This is a genomic window from Xylophilus sp. GOD-11R, from assembly GCF_033546935.1.
GTDB lineage: Bacteria > Pseudomonadota > Gammaproteobacteria > Burkholderiales > Burkholderiaceae_C > Xylophilus.
Genome location: NZ_CP137854.1, coordinates 2,218,394 through 2,234,467, shown reverse-complemented (window position 1 = coordinate 2,234,467; position 16,074 = coordinate 2,218,394). Strand labels below are relative to the sequence as shown.

Below are 16,074 nucleotides of genomic sequence, written 5' to 3'. Positions count from 1 at the left end.
GCTACCGGCCACGAGCGGCGAGACGCCATTAGCGCCTTGGCGTGGTGCTCCTTGACCGCACCAACCAATCGTTTATCGACGCCCGGGAATCATCTTCCAGCCCTCGCGGCAGACAGGGTGTGGCGCGACGCGAACCGGCAATGGTGCATGAAGGAAATAGATACCGAATCCGTTCTACTGTTTCGAAGCCCCCTGGCCGTTTTTAGGCTTCTGTATCGACGTTCGATATAGCGCGACAAGAGCACGACAAGAGCGCGACTTCGAGCGTGCGGCCTGAACTGTCGGGTCAAGCCCATCCACCATAATCGTGCGGCGCCTGACGCCCCCGATGGCCCCCTCGGCGCCGGCCATGCTGAAACGACCGAAAGCATGATCGGTGGGACGCAAGGCACATGGGCATATATAAAAAATGAACCTTTCAGATTCAAATTCCCTGAGCGGCGCCAATGATTCGGAGCCTTCCTCTGTCATCCGGCAAGCACTTGCGATCGGCGATTATTCAACGCATACGCCCATGATGGCGCAGTACCTGCGCCTCAAGGCCGACTTCCCCGACACCCTGCTCTTCTACCGAATGGGCGACTTCTACGAGATGTTCTGGGAAGACGCCGAGAAGGCCGCGCGACTCATCGATCTCACCCTCAGCCGGCGCGGCCAGTCTGCCGGCTACCCGATCAGCATGGCGGGTGTGCCCTATCACGCGGTCGACACCTATCTCGCCAAGCTCATCCGCCTGGGCGAGTCGGTCGCCATCTGCGAGCAGGTCGGCGAGGTCGGCGCCAATAAAGGCCCGGTCGAGCGCAAGGTGGTGCGTGTGGTCACGCCCGGCACGCTGACCGACACCGAGCTGCTGCAGGACAAGGCCGAGTCGGTGTTGCTGGCGATCCACCCCGGCCCACGCGACCGCGTGGGCCTGGCCTGGATGGCGGTGACCCAGGGCGAAGTCCAGCTCGCCGAATGCGACGGCGACGCACTCGACGGCTGGATCGCCCGCATCTCGCCGAGCGAAGTGCTGCACGGTGCCGACGAGGCGAGCGCCGTGGGCAAGCGCCTCAGCGCCAGTCGGCGTGCCCTGCCCTTCGCCGTTACCGGCCGGCCGGAATGGCAGTTCGACACCGCCCTCGGCTATGCCCGCCTGCAGGAGCAGCTGGGCACACGCGGCCTGGGCGCCTGGGGCGCTGACGACCTGCCGCAGGCGCACGCCGCCGCCGCCGCGCTGCTGGCCTTCGCCGAGCACACGCAAGGGCGCGCACTCAGCCATATCGGCGGGCTGCGGGTGCACCGCGACGACGAACTCATCGACCTGCCCGGCATCACCCGGCGCAACCTCGAACTCACCAAGACCCTGCGCGGCGAAGACGCGCCCACGCTGTTTTCGCTGCTCGACACCTGCATGACCGGCATGGGCAGCCGCGCGCTGCGCACCTGGCTGCTGGAGCCGCGCCGCGACCGCACCCAGGCCACGCGCCGGCTGCAGGCGATCGGCGCCCTGCGCGGCGAACACGGCGCCGGCCCCTTTGGCCGGCTCCGCGAGCAGCTCAAGGGCATGGCCGACGTCGAACGCATCACCGCCCGCACGGCGCTGCGCCAGGTGCGGCCGCGCGAACTGGTGGCCTTGGCGCAGTCGTTGCAGAAGACCGCGCGCATCGCCGGCTCGCTGCCCGACGAGGCTCGGCTGCTCGCCGACGCCGCGCACGATTTGCAACCGCCGCCGGAGATCGCCGAACTGCTGCAGCGAGCGCTGCATCCCGAACCGGCCGCCCTGGTGCGAGATGGCGGCGTGATCGCCGACGGCTTCGATACCGACCTCGACGAACTCCGCGCCATCCAGACCAACTGCGACGGCTTTTTGCTGGAGCTCGAAACCCGCGAACGCGCCCGTACCGGCATCGCCAACCTGCGGGTGCAGTTCAATCGGGTGCACGGTTTCTATATCGAAGTGACGCAAGGTCAGCTCGACCGGGTGCCGGACGACTACCGCCGCCGGCAGACGCTGAAGAACGCCGAACGCTTCATCACGCCCGAGCTCAAGACGTTCGAGGACAAGGCGCTGTCGGCCCAGGAACGCGCCCTCGCCCGCGAAAAATTGCTCTACGAAACCCTGCTGGATGCCCTGCAGCCGCACGTGCCGGCCCTCGGCCGCGCCGGCCGCGCGCTGGCGGCGGTCGACGTGCTGTGCGCCCTGGCCGAACGCTCGCTCACTCTGGGCTGGTGCCCGCCGGAATTCGCGCGCGAACCCTGCATCGAGATCGAGGCCGGCCGGCATCCGGTGGTCGAAGCCCGCCTGGCCGAGGGCTTCGGCGGCAGCACCCGGGGTGCGGCGAGCTTCATCGCCAACGACACCCGGCTCGGCGGCAAGCAGCGCATGCAGGTGATCACCGGGCCGAACATGGGCGGCAAGTCCACTTACATGCGCCAGGTGGCGCTGATCGTGTTGCTGGCCTCCATCGGCAGCTATGTGCCGGCGACACACTGCCGCATCGGGCCGATCGACGCGATCCACACCCGCATCGGCGCGGCCGACGACCTGGCCAACGCGCAGTCGACCTTCATGCTCGAGATGACCGAGGGCGCGCAGATCCTGCATGCGGCCACGCCACACAGCCTGGTGCTGATGGACGAGATCGGCCGTGGCACCAGCACCTTCGACGGCCTGGCGCTGGCCGCGGGCATCGCTTCCTATCTGCACGACAAGGCGCAGTCGTTCACGCTGTTCGCCACCCACTATTTCGAACTGACCGAATTCCCGGCCAAGCACCATGCCGCGGTCAACGTGCATGTGAGCGCGGCCGAAACGCCGGGCTCGCCGCGCGGCGCGGGTGGCATCGTGTTCCTGCACGAGATCCAGCCCGGACCAGCCAGCCGCAGCTACGGCATCCAGGTCGCGCGCCTGGCCGGCATGCCGGCGGCCGTGCTGGCGCATGCACGCGGTGCGCTCACCATGCTCGAGGAAAACGCCAGCGCCCAGCAGGCGCAAGCCGACCTGTTCGCCACACCCCTGGTTACCGAGACCGAAGGCCCCAGCGCCTTAGAATCCCGGCTCCACGAGATCGACCCCGACGCGCTCACGCCGCGCGAGGCGCTCGATACGCTTTACGCCTTGAAAAAGCTGGCCTTGCGCGACATCCGATGAACCGGGCGAGCCCATCGCCTGCCGACCGCCCTTCCCGCCCAGAGATCCATCGCCCATGACCTACTGCGTCGCCATCAAGCTCAACGCCGGCCTCGTCTTCCTGTCGGATTCGCGGACCAACGCCGGCCTCGACCAGATCAGCACCTTCCGCAAGATGATCGTGTACGAGAAGCCGGGCGACCGCTTCATGACGCTGCTGTCCGCCGGCAATCTGTCCATCTCGCAATCGGTCCGCGAGATCCTGCAGACCGAGCAGCTGCGTGAGTTCGAAGACGCCGAACCGATCACCATCTGGAACGCCAAGAGCATGTTCGACGCCGCCCGCGTGCTGGGCCAGGCGGTGCGCCACGTCTACCACCGCGACGCCGAGGCACTGCAGCAGGCGGGTGTCGAATTCAATGTGTCGCTGATCTTCGGCGGCCAGATCCGCGGCGAGGCGATGCGCCTCTTCCAGGTGTATTCGGCAGGCAACTTCATCGAAGCCACGCCCGAAACGCAGTATTTCCAGGTCGGCGAATCCAAGTACGGCAAGCCGGTGCTCGACCGGGTCATCACGCCAGACATTCCACTGGACGAAGCCGCCAAATGCGCGCTGGTGTCCATGGATTCCACGCTCAAGTCCAACCTGTCGGTCGGCCTGCCGCTCGATCTGGTGGTGTACGAGGCCAACGCGCTCAAGACCGACAAGGTCATCGCCATCGACACCGACAACCCCTATTTCCGCATGCTCCACAACAGCTGGGGGCAAAAGCTGCGCGAAGTCTTCGACAGCCTGGACGACCCGGTCTGGGACGATGCGCAGACCGACTACCCACTCAACGTGAGCGACAGCCGCGCCAAGCCGCTCAAGAAGCTGAGCAACCCGAACGAAAAACTGATCTGAGTCCGTTCGCCGCCGCCCCTTGCAACAGGGCGGCGCGACGGTTTCAGCGAATCGCGTTGCTCGGCGTGATCGGCGTCACCGAGGTCGGCGCCGCGTTGGCGCCTCCCTGCATGTCGAAGCGGATCTCCCGCGTCTGGCCGTTGCGGCCGGGAAAGCTGTCGAAGGCGGCGCGCGCCAGATAGGGCACCAGGTCCGGCAGGTTCTCCATGCCGCCCTCGTACACCGCCGTCGACTCGAACACGCTCACCGGTGCGGCCGCATTGGGCTTGCGGTCCCGCATCTGCACCCGCAGCTTGCTCACCTGCAGCGTGCGCGCCACTTCACGGTCCCCCAGGTACTGCCCACCGATCATGTCGGCCGACCAATAGCCCGGAATCACCGTGCCGTTGGGGCCGGACCGCGCCGGAATGAAGGTGCGGTAGTTCTGGTACATCGGCTGCAGGGATCGCACCGTACGCTGCGAACCCGAGGCATCCACCTCGACCATGAAGCGCGCCACTTGCCCAGTGGCGGCCGACTTGAGCCCAAGCCGCTCCAACTCTTCGCGCACGTACTGCTCGTAGGTCGACTGCTCCAGTTCCTTGGCATTGCCCTTGGCCTGGGGCGCAAAGGCGAAGGTGCCGCCCGCCGCGTCCGCCGGCCAGGCGTTGAAGTTGGTGACCTGGGTGGAGACGGTGCTCGCGCAACCACCCAGAAAGGCGGCGGCGCCGAGCAGCAGGGCGGGCCATAGGCGGCGAGCGGTTCGGATCGGGTTCATCGCCGCATTATTTCCGTCAACCCGCCGCCGGGGCTGTATCGATTTACCTGGGGCACCCGGTCATCCGTGCCAGGCCACCACGCCGCTCCAGGCGGTAGCCAGCACCACGATGCCGAAGGCGATGCGGTACCAGGCGAACGGCGTGAAGCTGTGCGTGGCGATGTAGCGCAGCAGCCAGCGCACGCAGATCCAGGCGCTGATGAACGAAAACAGCAGGCCGACGGCGAACATCGGCGCATCGGCGGCCGACAGCAGCGCGCGCTCCTTGTAGAGGCTGTAGGCGCCGGCGCCGATCAGCGTCGGGATGGCCAGGAAGAACGAAAAGTCGGTCGCCGCCTGCCGCGACAGCCCGAGCAGCATGCCGCCGATGATGGTCGCGCCGCTGCGGCTGGTGCCCGGCACCATCGCCAGACACTGCACCAGGCCGACCTTGAGCGCGTCCATCGGCGTCATGTCGTCGACCGACGCCACCCGTACCGCCGTCTGCTGCCGACGCTCGGCCCACAGGATGACGAAGCCGCCGACGATGAAGGTGCTGGCCACCACCACCGGGGTGAACAGATGCTCCTTGATCGCCTTGCCCAGCAGCAGGCCCAGCACGACGGCGGGCAGAAAGCCGATCAGCACGTTGATCACCAGCTTGCGCGAGTTGGCACTGGTCGGCAGCGAGGTGAAGGTGGTCCGCAGCTTTTGCCAGTACACCATGATCACCGCCAGGATCGCCCCGGTCTGGATGGCGATCTCGAAAACCTTGGCGCGGTCGTCGTCGAAGCCGAGCAGCGAGCCGGCGAGGATGAGGTGACCGGTCGAGGAGATCGGCAGGAACTCCGTGAGACCTTCGACGATGCCCATGATGGCGGCTTTGGCTAGCAGGACGATATCCAAGGGAACTCCCTAATAAGAACAGTGGGGTGGATTATCACCAGCGCCCGCGGCGCCGCGACGACTTTTGCTGCGGCCGGCTCACGCACGGGATGACTGGCTGCCATCCGACAAGGCCCGCCTGCTGCAGCCTGCGCAATGGCGACCTGTACCGACATCCGACGGATTGCACGCCATGCACCAAGACATCATCAAGATTCATCCCTACGACGCACCGGCCGGCGGCTGGGGTTCGGTCAAATCACTCGGCGTCACCGTGGCGCGATTCGGGTCTTACGACGCCCTGCCCGGCCTGCGCCACCAGAACAAGCCCGACGGCTACGCCTGCGTCAGCTGCGCCTGGGGACGCCCGCAAAAATCACACCTGGCCGAGTTCTGCGAAAACGGCGCCAAAGCGACCTTCTCGGAGCTGACCAGTGCCCGCGTCGGCGCGGACTTCTTCGCCGCCCACACGCTGACCGAACTGCGCACCTGGCCCGACATGGAGCTGGAAAAGCTCGGCCGCCTGACCGAGCCGCTGCGCTACGACGCCGCCTCCGACCGCTACCTGCCGGTCGCCTGGGACGATGCCTTCGCCGCGATCGGCACCGAACTGAAGGCGCTGGCGCCCCAATCGGTGGTGTTCTACGCCTCGGGCCGCGCATCGCTGGAAACCTCCTATCTCTACCAGCTGCTGGCGCGCCTCTACGGCAACAACAATCTGCCCGACAGCTCCAACATGTGCCACGAGACCACCTCGGTGGCGCTGCAAAAGACCATCGGCCAGGGCGTGGGCACGGTGCATGTGGCCGATTTCGAGCACACCGACTGCATCTTCTTCTTCGGCCAGAACGTGGGCAGCAACAGCCCGCGCATGCTGCACCAGCTGCAGGAGGCGCGCGAGCGCGGCATTCCCATCGTCGTGTTCAACCCGCTGCGCGAGCGCGGACTCGTCGAATTCAAGAACCCGCAAAGCCCGGTGCAGATGCTCGGCGGCCCGGCCACCGAGATCAGCACGCATTACCACCAGGTGCGGCCCGGCGGCGACATCGCGGCGCTGATGGGCCTGTGCAAGACGCTGTTCGAATTCGACGACCAGGCACGCGACCTCGGGCTGCCGCCGGTGCTCGACCGCGCTTTCATCGAGGCGCATACCCACGGGTTCGAGGCATTCGAAGCCTCGGTGCGCGGCAGCGACTGGAGCGAAATCGAAGCGCAGTCCGGCCTGACGCGCGCCGCACTGGAAAGCGCCGCCCGCATTTACGCCAACGCCAATGCGGTGATCGCGGTCTACGGCATGGGCCTCACCCAGCACAAGCGCGGCATGGACAACGTGACCACGCTGCTCAACTTCCTGCTGCTGCGCGGCAACATCGGCAAGAGCGGCGCGGGCATCTGCCCGGTACGCGGTCACTCCAACGTGCAGGGGCAGCGCACCGTCGGCATCTCCGAAAAACCGTCGCTGGTGCCGCTCGACAAGCTCGCCGATCAGTTCGGTTTCGAGCCGCCGCGCGACGAGGGACTGAGCACCGTCGACGCCTGCGCCGGCGTCATCGACGGCTCGGTGCGCGCCTTCGTCTCACTCGGCGGCAATTTTCTGCGCGCCGTGCCCGACCACTACCGCATGGAGCCGGCCTGGAGCCGGTTGCGGCTGACGGTGCAGATCGCCACCAAGCTCAACCGCAGCCATCTCCTCAGTGGCACGGTCGGCTACCTGCTGCCCTGCCTCGGCCGCATCGAACGCGACGAGCAGCGCGGCGTGCTGCAGACGCTCAGCACCGAAGACAGCACCGGCTGGATGCACGCCAGCCGCGGCCACCATGCGCCCGCCTCTGCGCAGCTGCTGTCGGAAGCACGCATCGTCGCCGGCATCGCCAAGGCGACGCTGGCGCCGAACCCCCAGGTCGACTGGGACGGCTGGTGCGACGACTACGGCCGGGTACGCGATCAGATCGCCATCACCTATCCGGAAATCTTCCACGACTTCAATCGGCGCCTCGCTGCACCGGGCGGGTTCGCCCGGCCGCTGCCGGCGCGTGAGCGGATGTGGAAAACGCCCTCGGCCAAGGCCGAATTCACCGTGCCGCAGGCGCTGGATGCCGCCTTCGCCGGCGATGGCGGTGCCGACGTGCTGCGGCTGGTCACCCTGCGCAGCAACGACCAGTTCAATACCACCATCTACGGCCTGAGCGATCGGTTCCGGGGCGTGGAAGGCACACGGCGCATCGTCTTCATGCACCCGGCCGACATCGCCTGGCTGGGCCTGCACGACGGCCAGGACATCGGACTGGCGAGCGCTTGTGGCGACGACTTCGTGCGCGAAGTACACGGCCTGCGGGTGGTGCCCTACGACATCCCGCGCGGCAGCATCGGCGGCTACTACCCCGAATGCAATCCGCTGGTGCCGCTGTGGCAGCACGCCGACGAGAGCAAGGTGCCGGCTGCCAAGTCGGTGCCGGTGCGGGTGGTGGCCAACCGCGTCGGCGCAGGGTCGCCATAGTTTTGTACAGTCCACGCCTCAATCAAAAAGGCAGGCGATGCAGGGAATCTGGCGGCGGGTGGTGTTTGTGACTTTGTACGAGGGCATCGCGATCGCCTGCACCAGCATCGGGCTGGCGAGCTTTTCGGGCGGCCATGACCAGCTGGCGTCGGCCACGCTCGTGGCGGTGGGCTCCTCGGCCATCGCCATCGTCTGGAACCTGGCCTTCAACTGGCTGTTCGAGCGCTGGGAAGCCGGCCAGGCGCAGCGCGGCCGCGGCATCGGCCGGCGCATCGCCCATGCAATCGGCTTCGAAGGCGGACTGGCCTTGATGCTCATCCCGCTGGTCGCCTGGGGTCTGGGCGTGAGCCTGCTCGAAGCCTTCTGGCTCGACATCGGCCTGCTGGCCTTCTTCCTGGTCTACACCTTCGTCTTCAACTGGGCGTTCGACCGCATATTCGGCCTGCCGGCCAGCGCCGCCTGACTCACGCGAGGGCCTCCATGGAAGACACCAACCGCATCCCGATTCCCGACAGCTTCATGGCGCTCTACGTGCGCCACGGCCGGCCCACGCACCGGCAGGAAGAGGTCGAGGCCCGGCTGGAATTCTGCGAAGACCTGTCCACGCAGGTCGCCGAACTGTGCCGCACGGTGCAGTTCAGCGGCGATCTGTCCGAGAGCGCCGCCCTGCGCAAATGCCTCGACGGCCTGCTGACGCCGCCCGCCTCGGTCAGCCCGGGCGAAGCACGCTGGGTGATGTGCCGGGTCGCCGAACAACTCGAATGGGAGATTCCGGCCTGGCTGACCCAGCCGGCCGATTGAAGCTACCCGGCCGTTCAGCCGAGCAGCCGGCAGAAGGCCGCCAGGTCGACGTTGCCGCCGCTCACCAGCACGCCCACCCGTTTGCCGCGCAGCGACTCCTTCATGTTGCGCACCGCGGCGAAACCCAGGCAGCCGGTCGGCTCGATCACCAGCTTCATCCGCGTGGCGGCGAAACGCATGGCCTCGACCAGCTCGGCGTCGCTCACCGTCAGGATGTCGTCCACGTCGCGCCGGATGATCGGAAAGGTGAGCTGGCCCAGGTGCTGGGTCTGCGCGCCGTCGGCGATGGTCTTGGGCGTGTCGATATGCACGATGGCCCCGGAGCGGAACGAACGCTGGCCGTCGTTGCCGGCCTCGGGCTCCACACCGTAGAGCTTGCAGCCGGGCGACAGCGCACGGGTGGCCAGTGCCGAGCCCGACAGCAGCCCGCCGCCGCCCAGGCAGACGAAGAACGCGTCGAGCGGCCCGACCTCCTCGAACAGCTCGTTGGCCGCCGTGCCCTGCCCCGCGATCACGTCGGCATGGTCGTAGGGCGGGATCAGCGTCAGGCCGTGCCTTTGCGCCAGATCGCGGCCGATGGCTTCGCGGTCTTCGGTATAGCGGTCGTAGGTGACGACCTGCGCGCCGTAGCCGCGCGTGGCGGCCACCTTGGCCTCGGGCGCGTCCTGCGGCATGACGATGGTGGCCGGCATGCCCAGGATGCGGGCCGAAAGCGCGATGGCCTGCGCATGGTTGCCCGACGAGAACGCCACCACGCCGGCTTTGCGCTGTCGCTCGTCGAAGCGGCTCAGCGCATTGAAAGCGCCGCGAAACTTGAACGCGCCCATGCGCTGCAGGTTCTCGCACTTGAAGAAGACCTGAGCGCCGACCTCCTCGTCGAAGGTGCGCGAAGTGATGACAGGCGTCTTGTGCGCGTGGCCGGCGATGCGGCCTGCGGCGGCCTGGACGTCTTCGTAAGTGGGCAGGACGAGATCGGTCATGGTCGGTTCGAAGGGTTGGATGGGTAGGTTTACCAGGGCCAGGCGACGACGGTACCGACGCCGGCCGATGCGGCCCGCTGCAGCACCAGCCGCGCCACGGTGAGGTCTTGCAGCGCGATGCCGGTCATGTCGAACACGGTGATGTCGCTCGCACCACGCGGCGGCCGGCGGGCGGCGCAGAGCAGGTCGCCCACCTCGGTGCACGCGGCGTCGGGCAGCCATTGCAGCTCGCCGATCTGCCGCGCCTGCACCCGGTCGTCGACGAAAAGCCGGGCCCGCTCCAGCAGGCCCGATGGCAGCTCGCGCTTGCCGCGCGTGTCGGCGCCGACGGCGTTGATGTGGGTTCCGGCCCGCACCGCCTGCAGGCCGAAGAGCGGCCCGCGCCCCGGCGTGGCGCAGATGACCACATCGCTCGCGGCCACCGCCGTGTCGGCGTGCGTCGCCATGGCGATGTCGCATCGGTCGGCGAAGCGAGCCTCGAAGTCGGCGTTGGCCCGGCCGGACGAGCCCAGGTAGCGCACGGTGCGCAGGTCGGGCAAGGTGCGCAGCGCGAAGTCGAGCTGGATCGCCGCCTGCACGCCGGTGCCGAACAGGCAGGCGCTGGCCGAATCGGGCCTCGCCAGCAGCTTCAGCCCGATCGCCCCGGCCGCACCGGTGCGGTACGTGGTGATGGCATTGCCGTCGACGATCCCCCGAGGACGGCCGGTGGCGGGATCGACCAGCACGATGGTCGCCTGATGCGGTTCGCCGCCGGCTGCCCGGTTGCCCGGCCAGAAACCCGCCGCCTTGAAGCCGAGCAGGCCTTCGGCCGGAACGTCGCCCGACTTGATGCCGAACACGCCACCGCCGGGCAGCGTCTCGCGTACCACCGGAAACACCCGGCCGGCGCCCTGGCTGTGCAGCCGGAAGGCTTCTGTCACCGCTTCCAACACCACGTCGTGCGTCAGCAGGCCGGCGACCGTGTCGCGGTCGAGCAGCATCAGGCGGGCGTCATTTGGCATAGCTGTACACCGAGGCACGCGACACGCCGAGGTGCGCCGCGATGGTTTCCATGGCTCGCCGCACATCGAGCATGCCGGCGTCGCGCAGCTCCTGCAGCAAGGCGCGACGGTCGGCTGCCTTCAGGGCGCGGGGGGTGGTGGCCTGGCGCGCGGCGAATTGATCGATGCGTTGGCGGATGAGTTCGGCGCCGGCCGGGTCGAGCGACTCGCGCGCTGGGTCGCTGCCGTCGACGGCGGCGAACTGCGACAGCGCCGTCTGGAAACCGCGGAACAGCGTCAGGTCGACATTCATGCAGAGCGCCGCGACATAGCGGCCTTCGGAATCCTTGATGCCGATCGACGTGCTCTTGGCCTGCCTACCGTCGGCGAACTGGTTGGCGTAGTTGGCGACGACCTGCGGATAGCCGGGATCCAGGATGCGGGCCAGGCCGAGCGCGGTGGCCGGCTCCCCCGGCTCGCGGCCCGACAGGTTGTTATGGATCGCGACCACCGCCTGCTTCGGGTCGAGCAGATCGTGCAGCACCACCTCGCAGAACGGCGCAAAGGTTTGCGCCAGGCCGGCGGCCACCTGCTGCAACTGTTCGAGCAGCAGCTTCTGTTCCGGGGTGCGTTTGCGGGCCATGTGGATATTTTGTCCAGCCCTGGACATTTCGTCAACAGCGTCGATCCACGCACTACACTGCGCCGCCATGACCGAAGCCCTCGACACCTTCGAACGCCTGCGCCCTCGCCTGCAGGCCATCGGTTACCGCATGCTGGGTTCGATCGCCGAGGCCGAGGACCTGGTGCAGGACGCCTGGCTGCGCTGGCACGAGGGCGGCGAAGGCGAGCAGCACGCGGTGCACAACCCCGAGGCCTGGCTGGTGACCATGACCAGCCGCATGGCCATCGACCGGTTGCGCGCGGCCCGGCTCCGTCGTGAAACCTACCCCGGCTTCTGGTTGCCCGAACCCCTGCCCGAAGACGGCCCCGCCACACCGGAACAGACCCGCGAATTGGCCGACGACGTGTCGGTCGCGTTCCTGATGCTGCTCGACCGGCTCGCACCCGAGGCCCGCGCCGCCTTTCTGCTGCGAGAGGTGTTCGACGCCGACTACGCCCAGGTGGCCGAGGCCATCGGCAAGAGCGAGCCGGCTGCGCGGCAGATCGTGCACCGAGCCAAGGCGCAGCTGCAGGCCGCGCGCGGTGCGCCGACTGCGCCGCAGGCGGCGCAGCACCGGGTGCTGCGCGCCTTTGCCGACGCCCTGTCGCGCGGCAACTTCGCCGAACTGCATGCGCTGATCGACGAGAAGGCCGAACTCATCGGCGACGGTGGCGGCCGGGTGCCGAGTTTTCCCAAGCCGCTGCTGGGCGCGCGCCGCATCGCGCAGCTCTATTACGCCGCGTGCCGTCGCTACGGTGCCGGCATGCGAGTGGAGCTGGCTCGGCTCAACGGCCGCTGGGCGCTGCTGCGCTGGCTCGACGGCACGCTCGAATCCGCGCAGGCCTTCGAGACCGACGGCGAGCGCATCGTGCGCATTCACGTGCAGCGCAACCCGGAAAAACTGGCGCGGCTAGCCAAATTTTTTTCGACGGATTGAAGAACTGCGTCACAAACCGCGCGGCCGGTTCGTCTTGAGGTTGAAAGCAGCCAAAACCAACCCGAAAGACATCACCATGACGCAACGTATCGACGCCTTCAAGCAATCGCCCGAGCTCTACAAGAAGCTGGTGGAGCTGAGCATGCTGGTCAAGAAAAGCAGCATCGACCAGACCCTGCACGACCTGGTGCAGATCCGCGCCTCGCAGCTCAACGGCTGTGGCTTCTGCCTCGACATGCACGTGAAGGAGGCCAAGCTCCACGGCGAGCGCGAACTGCGGCTCTACCACGTGGCGATCTGGCGCGAGTCCGGCCTGTTCAGCCCACGCGAGCGCGCCGCGCTGGCCTGGACCGAAGCCCTCACCCGCCTGCCGGAGCACGGCGTGCCGGACGCCATCTACGGCGAAGTTCGCGCCGAGTTCTCCGAAAAGGAGCTCACCGACCTGAGCTTCGTCGTGATGACGATCAACGCCTGGAACCGGCTGAGCGTGGGCTTTCGCAACGTGCCCGGCTCGGCCGACAAGGCCTACGGGCTGGACAAGGCTCAGCTGGCCTGAACCGTGGTGGCCACCGTGTCCTGCCAGGGCGTGGTCGGCCGGCCGATCAGGCGCGACAGGGTTTTCGATTCGTCGGCGAGCGCGCCCTGGGCGGCGGCGGCGTCGGAGTCCGACAGCAGCTCGGCCAGGCCTTCCGGCAGGCCGACCTGCAGCAACACGGCCTTGAAATCGGCCTGCGGCATGTCGCTGTAAGCCACCGGCTTGCCGGCAGCCCGCGCGATCTGCGCCGCGAACTCGGCCAGGGTGTAGCTGGTGTCGCCCGCCAGTTCCAGCACCCGGCCTTCGTGGCCGTCGGTCGTCAGCACGACGGCGGCGGCCTCCGCAAAGTCCGCGCGGGCAGCCGAGGCGATACGGCCATTGCCCGCGCTGCCCAGCAGCGCGCCGTGCTGCAGCGCCTGCGGAATGGAGGCCGCGTAGTTCTCGGTGTACCAGCCGTTGCGCAGCAGCACGAAGGGCAATCCGGATGCGGCGATGGCGGCCTCTGTCGAGCGATGCTCTTCGGCCAGGCCCAGGGGCGAACTGTCGGCGTGCAGCACGCTGGTGTAGGCCAGCAGCTTCACGCCGGCAGTACGGGCGGCATCGATCACGGCGCGGTGCTGCATCGCGCGCTGGCCGAGTTCGTTGGACGAGATCAGCAACAGGCGGTCGACGCCGGCAAAGGCCGCCGTGAGCGTGTCAGGCCGGCTGTAGTCGGCCTGGCGTACGACGACACCGAGGGCGGCGAGGTCGGCGACCTTGGAAGGGTCGCGCACGGCAGCGACGATCTGCGTCGCGGCAATGTTCCTGGCCAGCAGCGACTGGATGACGAGGCGGCCCAGTTGGCCCGAGGCTCCGGTGATGGCGATCATGATTTTTTGGCGTTCGAGTGAAGGAAGGCCGCACAATACCGGTGACGCTAACTTTCCGTAAGTACGCACATGAAGGTAAGTGACCCCATGACCGATCCGGACCTCGCCGCCCCCCGCCCCGGCACGCTCGCGGACCACATGCGCCGCGGCGTTCTCTTCGCCGCCGACTGCCCCTCGCGCCAGGTGCTGCAGCACGTCACCAGCCGCTGGGGCGTGCTCCTGCTGGTCGCCCTGCTAGGCGGCACGCACCGCTTCAGCGACCTGCGCCGCAAGGTGGGTGGCGTGAGCGAGAAGATGCTGGCGCAGACGCTGCAGGGCCTGGAAGCCGACGGCTTCGTGCTGCGTACCGCATACCCGGTGGTGCCGCCGCACGTCGACTACGCGCTGACCCCGATGGGCGTGGAGGTGGCGCGGCAGGTCGAGGGCCTGGCCGACTGGATCGAAGGCAACCTCTGGCGAATCATGCAGGCCCGCCGAGAGCGCGAGGTGGGCCTCGTCGAGGCCGAAGCGGCATGACGCCGCCGTCGCCCTGGTGGCCGGCCGTGCGGGCCCAGGCCTGTCGCGACGACGTGGACAGCCCGCGCATGCCGCTGCGCATCGGCCAGCACCAGGTCGGCTCGGTCGCCCTGCCCTTGTGGACTTTGATGACCGCCGCCGGCCTGCCGCTGCTGCGGGACGGCCGCATCGCCGGCGAGGCCGGTCCGGCGCTCGCCCACATCGCCGAATGGCTGCGCGCCGCCGGCCATGCGGGCCACTGGCGCGACGAGCTGTTGGCGGTGATGCCGACCGACGACGACACCGCCCTCACCCGGGTCGAGCGCGGCGTGGTGCGCAACCTCGGCATCCGCACGCTGGCCGTGCAGCTGCACGCGCGCATCGAGGGCAGCGGCCACTGGTGGCTGCAGCAGCGTGCGCTCGACAAGGCGACCGATCCCGGCCTGTGGGACACGGTGATGGGCGGCATGGTCTCGGACGGCGAGACCGTGTCGCAAACGCTGGTGCGCGAGGCCTGGGAAGAAGCCGGCCTGCGTCTGGCTGAGTTGCCGCAGCCGCCATCGAACGCCGGCAGCTTCACCGTGCGCCGCCCGGTGAGCGACGCCGGTGCGCACGGCCTGCAGATCGAGACGATCCACGCCTTCGCCTGCACCGTGGCGGCCGACTTCACGCCGGTCAACCAGGACGGCGAGGTGCTGCGGTTCGCCGTTTTCGACGATGCGGCCATCGATGCGCTGATATCCGGCGGCAAGCTCACGCTGGAAGCCGCCATCGCCGTGGCGCTGTGCCGCGCCGCCGCCGATTAGCGCAGAGGACCAGGGCAGAGGACCAGGGCAGAGGACCAGCGCCGAGGACTAGGGCCGCAGCCCACGCGCGAGCCGCGCTGCGATGTCGTCCAACACCGGCATCAGCTCGGCCACCGAGTCGATCACGTAATGCGCCCCCGCCGCACGCAGCTTGGCGCCGGCGCGCTCGCGACCCTGCTGCTGAGCAGCTGGCGAGAGCGCGTTCCACTCGGCAAGCGTCAGCCCGAGCGCATTGCCGCTGACCGCCACGCCCACCGTCCAGGTGCCGGCGTTGCGGCCTTCGAGAATGCCGACATCGGTGTCGTCCACCTTCACCACCGTGGCCGGCCACCACACGCCCAGGTCGGCGAAGGTGCGCCACATCATTAGGGGCGATGGTCTTCCTGCGGCCAGGTCGCCGGCGCAGACCAGGTTGTCGGGCTCGTATCCACCCGCCCGGGCGATGGGCGTGACCACCTCCATGATCGGCCGGTTGTAGCCGGTGGTCGAACCGATCTTCAGCCCGCGTGCCCGGCAGGCGGCCACGGTCTGCAGCGCACCGGGGATGAACTCGGCGAAGTCGGCCACGACGGCCGCGTTCATCGGCGTGAAGACTTCGTAGAGGTGGTCCACGTCGGCGTCGGTGATCGGCTTGCCGTGCCGGCTCTGCCACTGCGCGGCCACCTCGGGCAGCAGCGACAAGGCCTTGATGTGGTCCCACTTGGCCACGCCCATGGGGCCGCGCGCCTGCTCGATGGTGATGGCCACGCCGAACTGTTCGAACAGGCGCACGAAAGCGCCCATCGGCGCGCAGGAGCCGAAGTCGAGGATGGTGCCGGCCCAGTCGAAGACGACGGCCGAAAGGATCTGGGGGTCTGGTTTCTGGCTCATGGG

16 protein-coding genes are annotated in these 16,074 nt (G+C 68.2%); 9 read left to right on the top strand and 7 right to left on the bottom strand.

Features of this window, described 5'->3' with window-relative positions:
- Positions 1 to 514 precede the first annotated feature (514 nt).
- Positions 515 to 3,133, top strand: a complete 2,619-nt coding sequence (gene mutS, locus R9X41_RS10515; protein ID WP_318634816.1) for a DNA mismatch repair protein MutS — start codon at positions 515 to 517, stop codon at positions 3,131 to 3,133.
- A 55-nt stretch (positions 3,134 to 3,188) separates the two neighbouring features.
- Positions 3,189 to 4,016 (top strand): proteasome-type protease, encoded by an 828-nt coding sequence (locus R9X41_RS10510; RefSeq protein WP_318634815.1) that lies wholly within the window; start codon positions 3,189 to 3,191, stop codon positions 4,014 to 4,016.
- A gap of 43 nt (positions 4,017 to 4,059) precedes the next feature.
- Here R9X41_RS10510 and R9X41_RS10505 read toward each other — a convergent pair whose 3' ends face one another.
- The gene (locus tag R9X41_RS10505; protein WP_318634814.1) at positions 4,060 to 4,773 is read right to left on the bottom strand and encodes a DUF4136 domain-containing protein; all 714 of its coding nucleotides are present in this window, start codon (positions 4,771 to 4,773) and stop codon (positions 4,060 to 4,062) included.
- A gap of 60 nt (positions 4,774 to 4,833) precedes the next feature.
- Positions 4,834 to 5,658, bottom strand: coding sequence for an undecaprenyl-diphosphate phosphatase (locus R9X41_RS10500; protein ID WP_318634813.1), 825 nt, complete (start codon positions 5,656 to 5,658; stop codon positions 4,834 to 4,836).
- Between the two features lie 172 nt (positions 5,659 to 5,830).
- On the opposite strand from R9X41_RS10500, the gene R9X41_RS10495 reads away from it, so the two are divergent.
- The 3 genes from R9X41_RS10495 to R9X41_RS10485 are packed head-to-tail and all read left to right on the top strand — an operon-like array spanning position 5,831 to position 8,935.
- Complete coding sequence (locus tag R9X41_RS10495; RefSeq protein WP_318634812.1) at positions 5,831 to 8,134, top strand: FdhF/YdeP family oxidoreductase; 2,304 nt, start codon at positions 5,831 to 5,833, stop codon at positions 8,132 to 8,134.
- Positions 8,135 to 8,171: 37 nt separating this feature from the next.
- The gene (locus R9X41_RS10490) at positions 8,172 to 8,597 is read left to right on the top strand and encodes a PACE efflux transporter (protein ID WP_318634811.1); all 426 of its coding nucleotides are present in this window, start codon (positions 8,172 to 8,174) and stop codon (positions 8,595 to 8,597) included.
- A 17-nt stretch (positions 8,598 to 8,614) separates the two neighbouring features.
- Positions 8,615 to 8,935: an ATPase with chaperone activity gene (locus R9X41_RS10485; RefSeq protein WP_318634810.1), complete on the top strand. Its 321-nt coding sequence runs from the start codon at positions 8,615 to 8,617 to the stop codon at positions 8,933 to 8,935.
- Between the two features lie 14 nt (positions 8,936 to 8,949).
- Here R9X41_RS10485 and R9X41_RS10480 read toward each other — a convergent pair whose 3' ends face one another.
- The 3 genes from R9X41_RS10480 to R9X41_RS10470 are packed head-to-tail and all read right to left on the bottom strand — an operon-like array spanning position 8,950 to position 11,538.
- Positions 8,950 to 9,915, bottom strand: a complete 966-nt coding sequence (locus R9X41_RS10480; protein ID WP_318634809.1) for a threo-3-hydroxy-L-aspartate ammonia-lyase — start codon at positions 9,913 to 9,915, stop codon at positions 8,950 to 8,952.
- A gap of 29 nt (positions 9,916 to 9,944) precedes the next feature.
- The gene (locus tag R9X41_RS10475) at positions 9,945 to 10,916 is read right to left on the bottom strand and encodes an ornithine cyclodeaminase family protein (protein ID WP_318634808.1); all 972 of its coding nucleotides are present in this window, start codon (positions 10,914 to 10,916) and stop codon (positions 9,945 to 9,947) included.
- Entirely contained in the window at positions 10,906 to 11,538 is a 633-nt protein-coding gene (locus R9X41_RS10470) for a helix-turn-helix transcriptional regulator (RefSeq protein WP_318634807.1), read from the bottom strand. The genes R9X41_RS10475 and R9X41_RS10470 overlap by 11 nt, the downstream gene beginning before the upstream one ends.
- A 67-nt stretch (positions 11,539 to 11,605) precedes the next feature.
- On the opposite strand from R9X41_RS10470, the gene R9X41_RS10465 reads away from it, so the two are divergent.
- Entirely contained in the window at positions 11,606 to 12,496 is an 891-nt protein-coding gene (locus R9X41_RS10465) for an RNA polymerase sigma-70 factor (protein ID WP_318634806.1), read from the top strand.
- Between the two features lie 76 nt (positions 12,497 to 12,572).
- On the top strand, positions 12,573 to 13,052 hold the full coding sequence (locus R9X41_RS10460) for a carboxymuconolactone decarboxylase family protein (RefSeq protein WP_318634805.1): 480 nt from the start codon (positions 12,573 to 12,575) through the stop codon (positions 13,050 to 13,052).
- On the opposite strand, the gene R9X41_RS10455 is transcribed toward R9X41_RS10460, so the two are convergent.
- The gene (locus R9X41_RS10455) at positions 13,040 to 13,900 is read right to left on the bottom strand and encodes an SDR family oxidoreductase (RefSeq protein WP_318634804.1); all 861 of its coding nucleotides are present in this window, start codon (positions 13,898 to 13,900) and stop codon (positions 13,040 to 13,042) included. The two genes, R9X41_RS10460 and R9X41_RS10455, sit on opposite strands and share 13 nt — an antisense overlap.
- A gap of 87 nt (positions 13,901 to 13,987) precedes the next feature.
- On the opposite strand from R9X41_RS10455, the gene R9X41_RS10450 reads away from it, so the two are divergent.
- Positions 13,988 to 14,416, top strand: coding sequence for a winged helix-turn-helix transcriptional regulator (locus R9X41_RS10450; RefSeq protein WP_318634803.1), 429 nt, complete (start codon positions 13,988 to 13,990; stop codon positions 14,414 to 14,416).
- Positions 14,413 to 15,201, top strand: a complete 789-nt coding sequence (locus R9X41_RS10445) for an NUDIX domain-containing protein (RefSeq protein ID WP_318634802.1) — start codon at positions 14,413 to 14,415, stop codon at positions 15,199 to 15,201. The genes R9X41_RS10450 and R9X41_RS10445 overlap by 4 nt, the downstream gene beginning before the upstream one ends.
- A gap of 48 nt (positions 15,202 to 15,249) precedes the next feature.
- On the opposite strand, the gene phnX is transcribed toward R9X41_RS10445, so the two are convergent.
- A complete protein-coding gene (gene phnX, locus R9X41_RS10440) occupies positions 15,250 to 16,071 on the bottom strand; it encodes a phosphonoacetaldehyde hydrolase (protein WP_318634801.1) in 822 nt (273 codons plus the stop codon).
- Between the last annotated feature and the right edge of the window lie 3 nt (positions 16,072 to 16,074).

Bases quoted from the DNA above. Each gene is read 5' to 3' on its own strand.
- R9X41_RS10460 (WP_318634805.1), top strand. From the start codon at position 12,573: ATGACGCAACGTATCGACGCCTTCAAGCAATCGCCCGAGCTCTACAAG.
- mutS (WP_318634816.1), top strand. From the start codon at position 515: ATGATGGCGCAGTACCTGCGCCTCAAGGCCGACTTCCCCGACACCCTG.
- phnX (WP_318634801.1), bottom strand. From the start codon at position 16,071: ATGAGCCAGAAACCAGACCCCCAGATCCTTTCGGCCGTCGTCTTCGAC.
- R9X41_RS10445 (WP_318634802.1), top strand. From the start codon at position 14,413: ATGACGCCGCCGTCGCCCTGGTGGCCGGCCGTGCGGGCCCAGGCCTGT.
- R9X41_RS10475 (WP_318634808.1), bottom strand. From the start codon at position 10,916: ATGCCAAATGACGCCCGCCTGATGCTGCTCGACCGCGACACGGTCGCC.
- R9X41_RS10455 (WP_318634804.1), bottom strand. From the start codon at position 13,900: ATGATCGCCATCACCGGAGCCTCGGGCCAACTGGGCCGCCTCGTCATC.
- R9X41_RS10510 (WP_318634815.1), top strand. From the start codon at position 3,189: ATGACCTACTGCGTCGCCATCAAGCTCAACGCCGGCCTCGTCTTCCTG.
- R9X41_RS10480 (WP_318634809.1), bottom strand. From the start codon at position 9,915: ATGACCGATCTCGTCCTGCCCACTTACGAAGACGTCCAGGCCGCCGCA.
- R9X41_RS10495 (WP_318634812.1), top strand. From the start codon at position 5,831: ATGCACCAAGACATCATCAAGATTCATCCCTACGACGCACCGGCCGGC.
- R9X41_RS10450 (WP_318634803.1), top strand. From the start codon at position 13,988: ATGACCGATCCGGACCTCGCCGCCCCCCGCCCCGGCACGCTCGCGGAC.
- R9X41_RS10505 (WP_318634814.1), bottom strand. From the start codon at position 4,773: ATGAACCCGATCCGAACCGCTCGCCGCCTATGGCCCGCCCTGCTGCTC.
- R9X41_RS10465 (WP_318634806.1), top strand. From the start codon at position 11,606: ATGACCGAAGCCCTCGACACCTTCGAACGCCTGCGCCCTCGCCTGCAG.
- R9X41_RS10490 (WP_318634811.1), top strand. From the start codon at position 8,172: ATGCAGGGAATCTGGCGGCGGGTGGTGTTTGTGACTTTGTACGAGGGC.
- R9X41_RS10485 (WP_318634810.1), top strand. From the start codon at position 8,615: ATGGAAGACACCAACCGCATCCCGATTCCCGACAGCTTCATGGCGCTC.
- R9X41_RS10470 (WP_318634807.1), bottom strand. From the start codon at position 11,538: ATGGCCCGCAAACGCACCCCGGAACAGAAGCTGCTGCTCGAACAGTTG.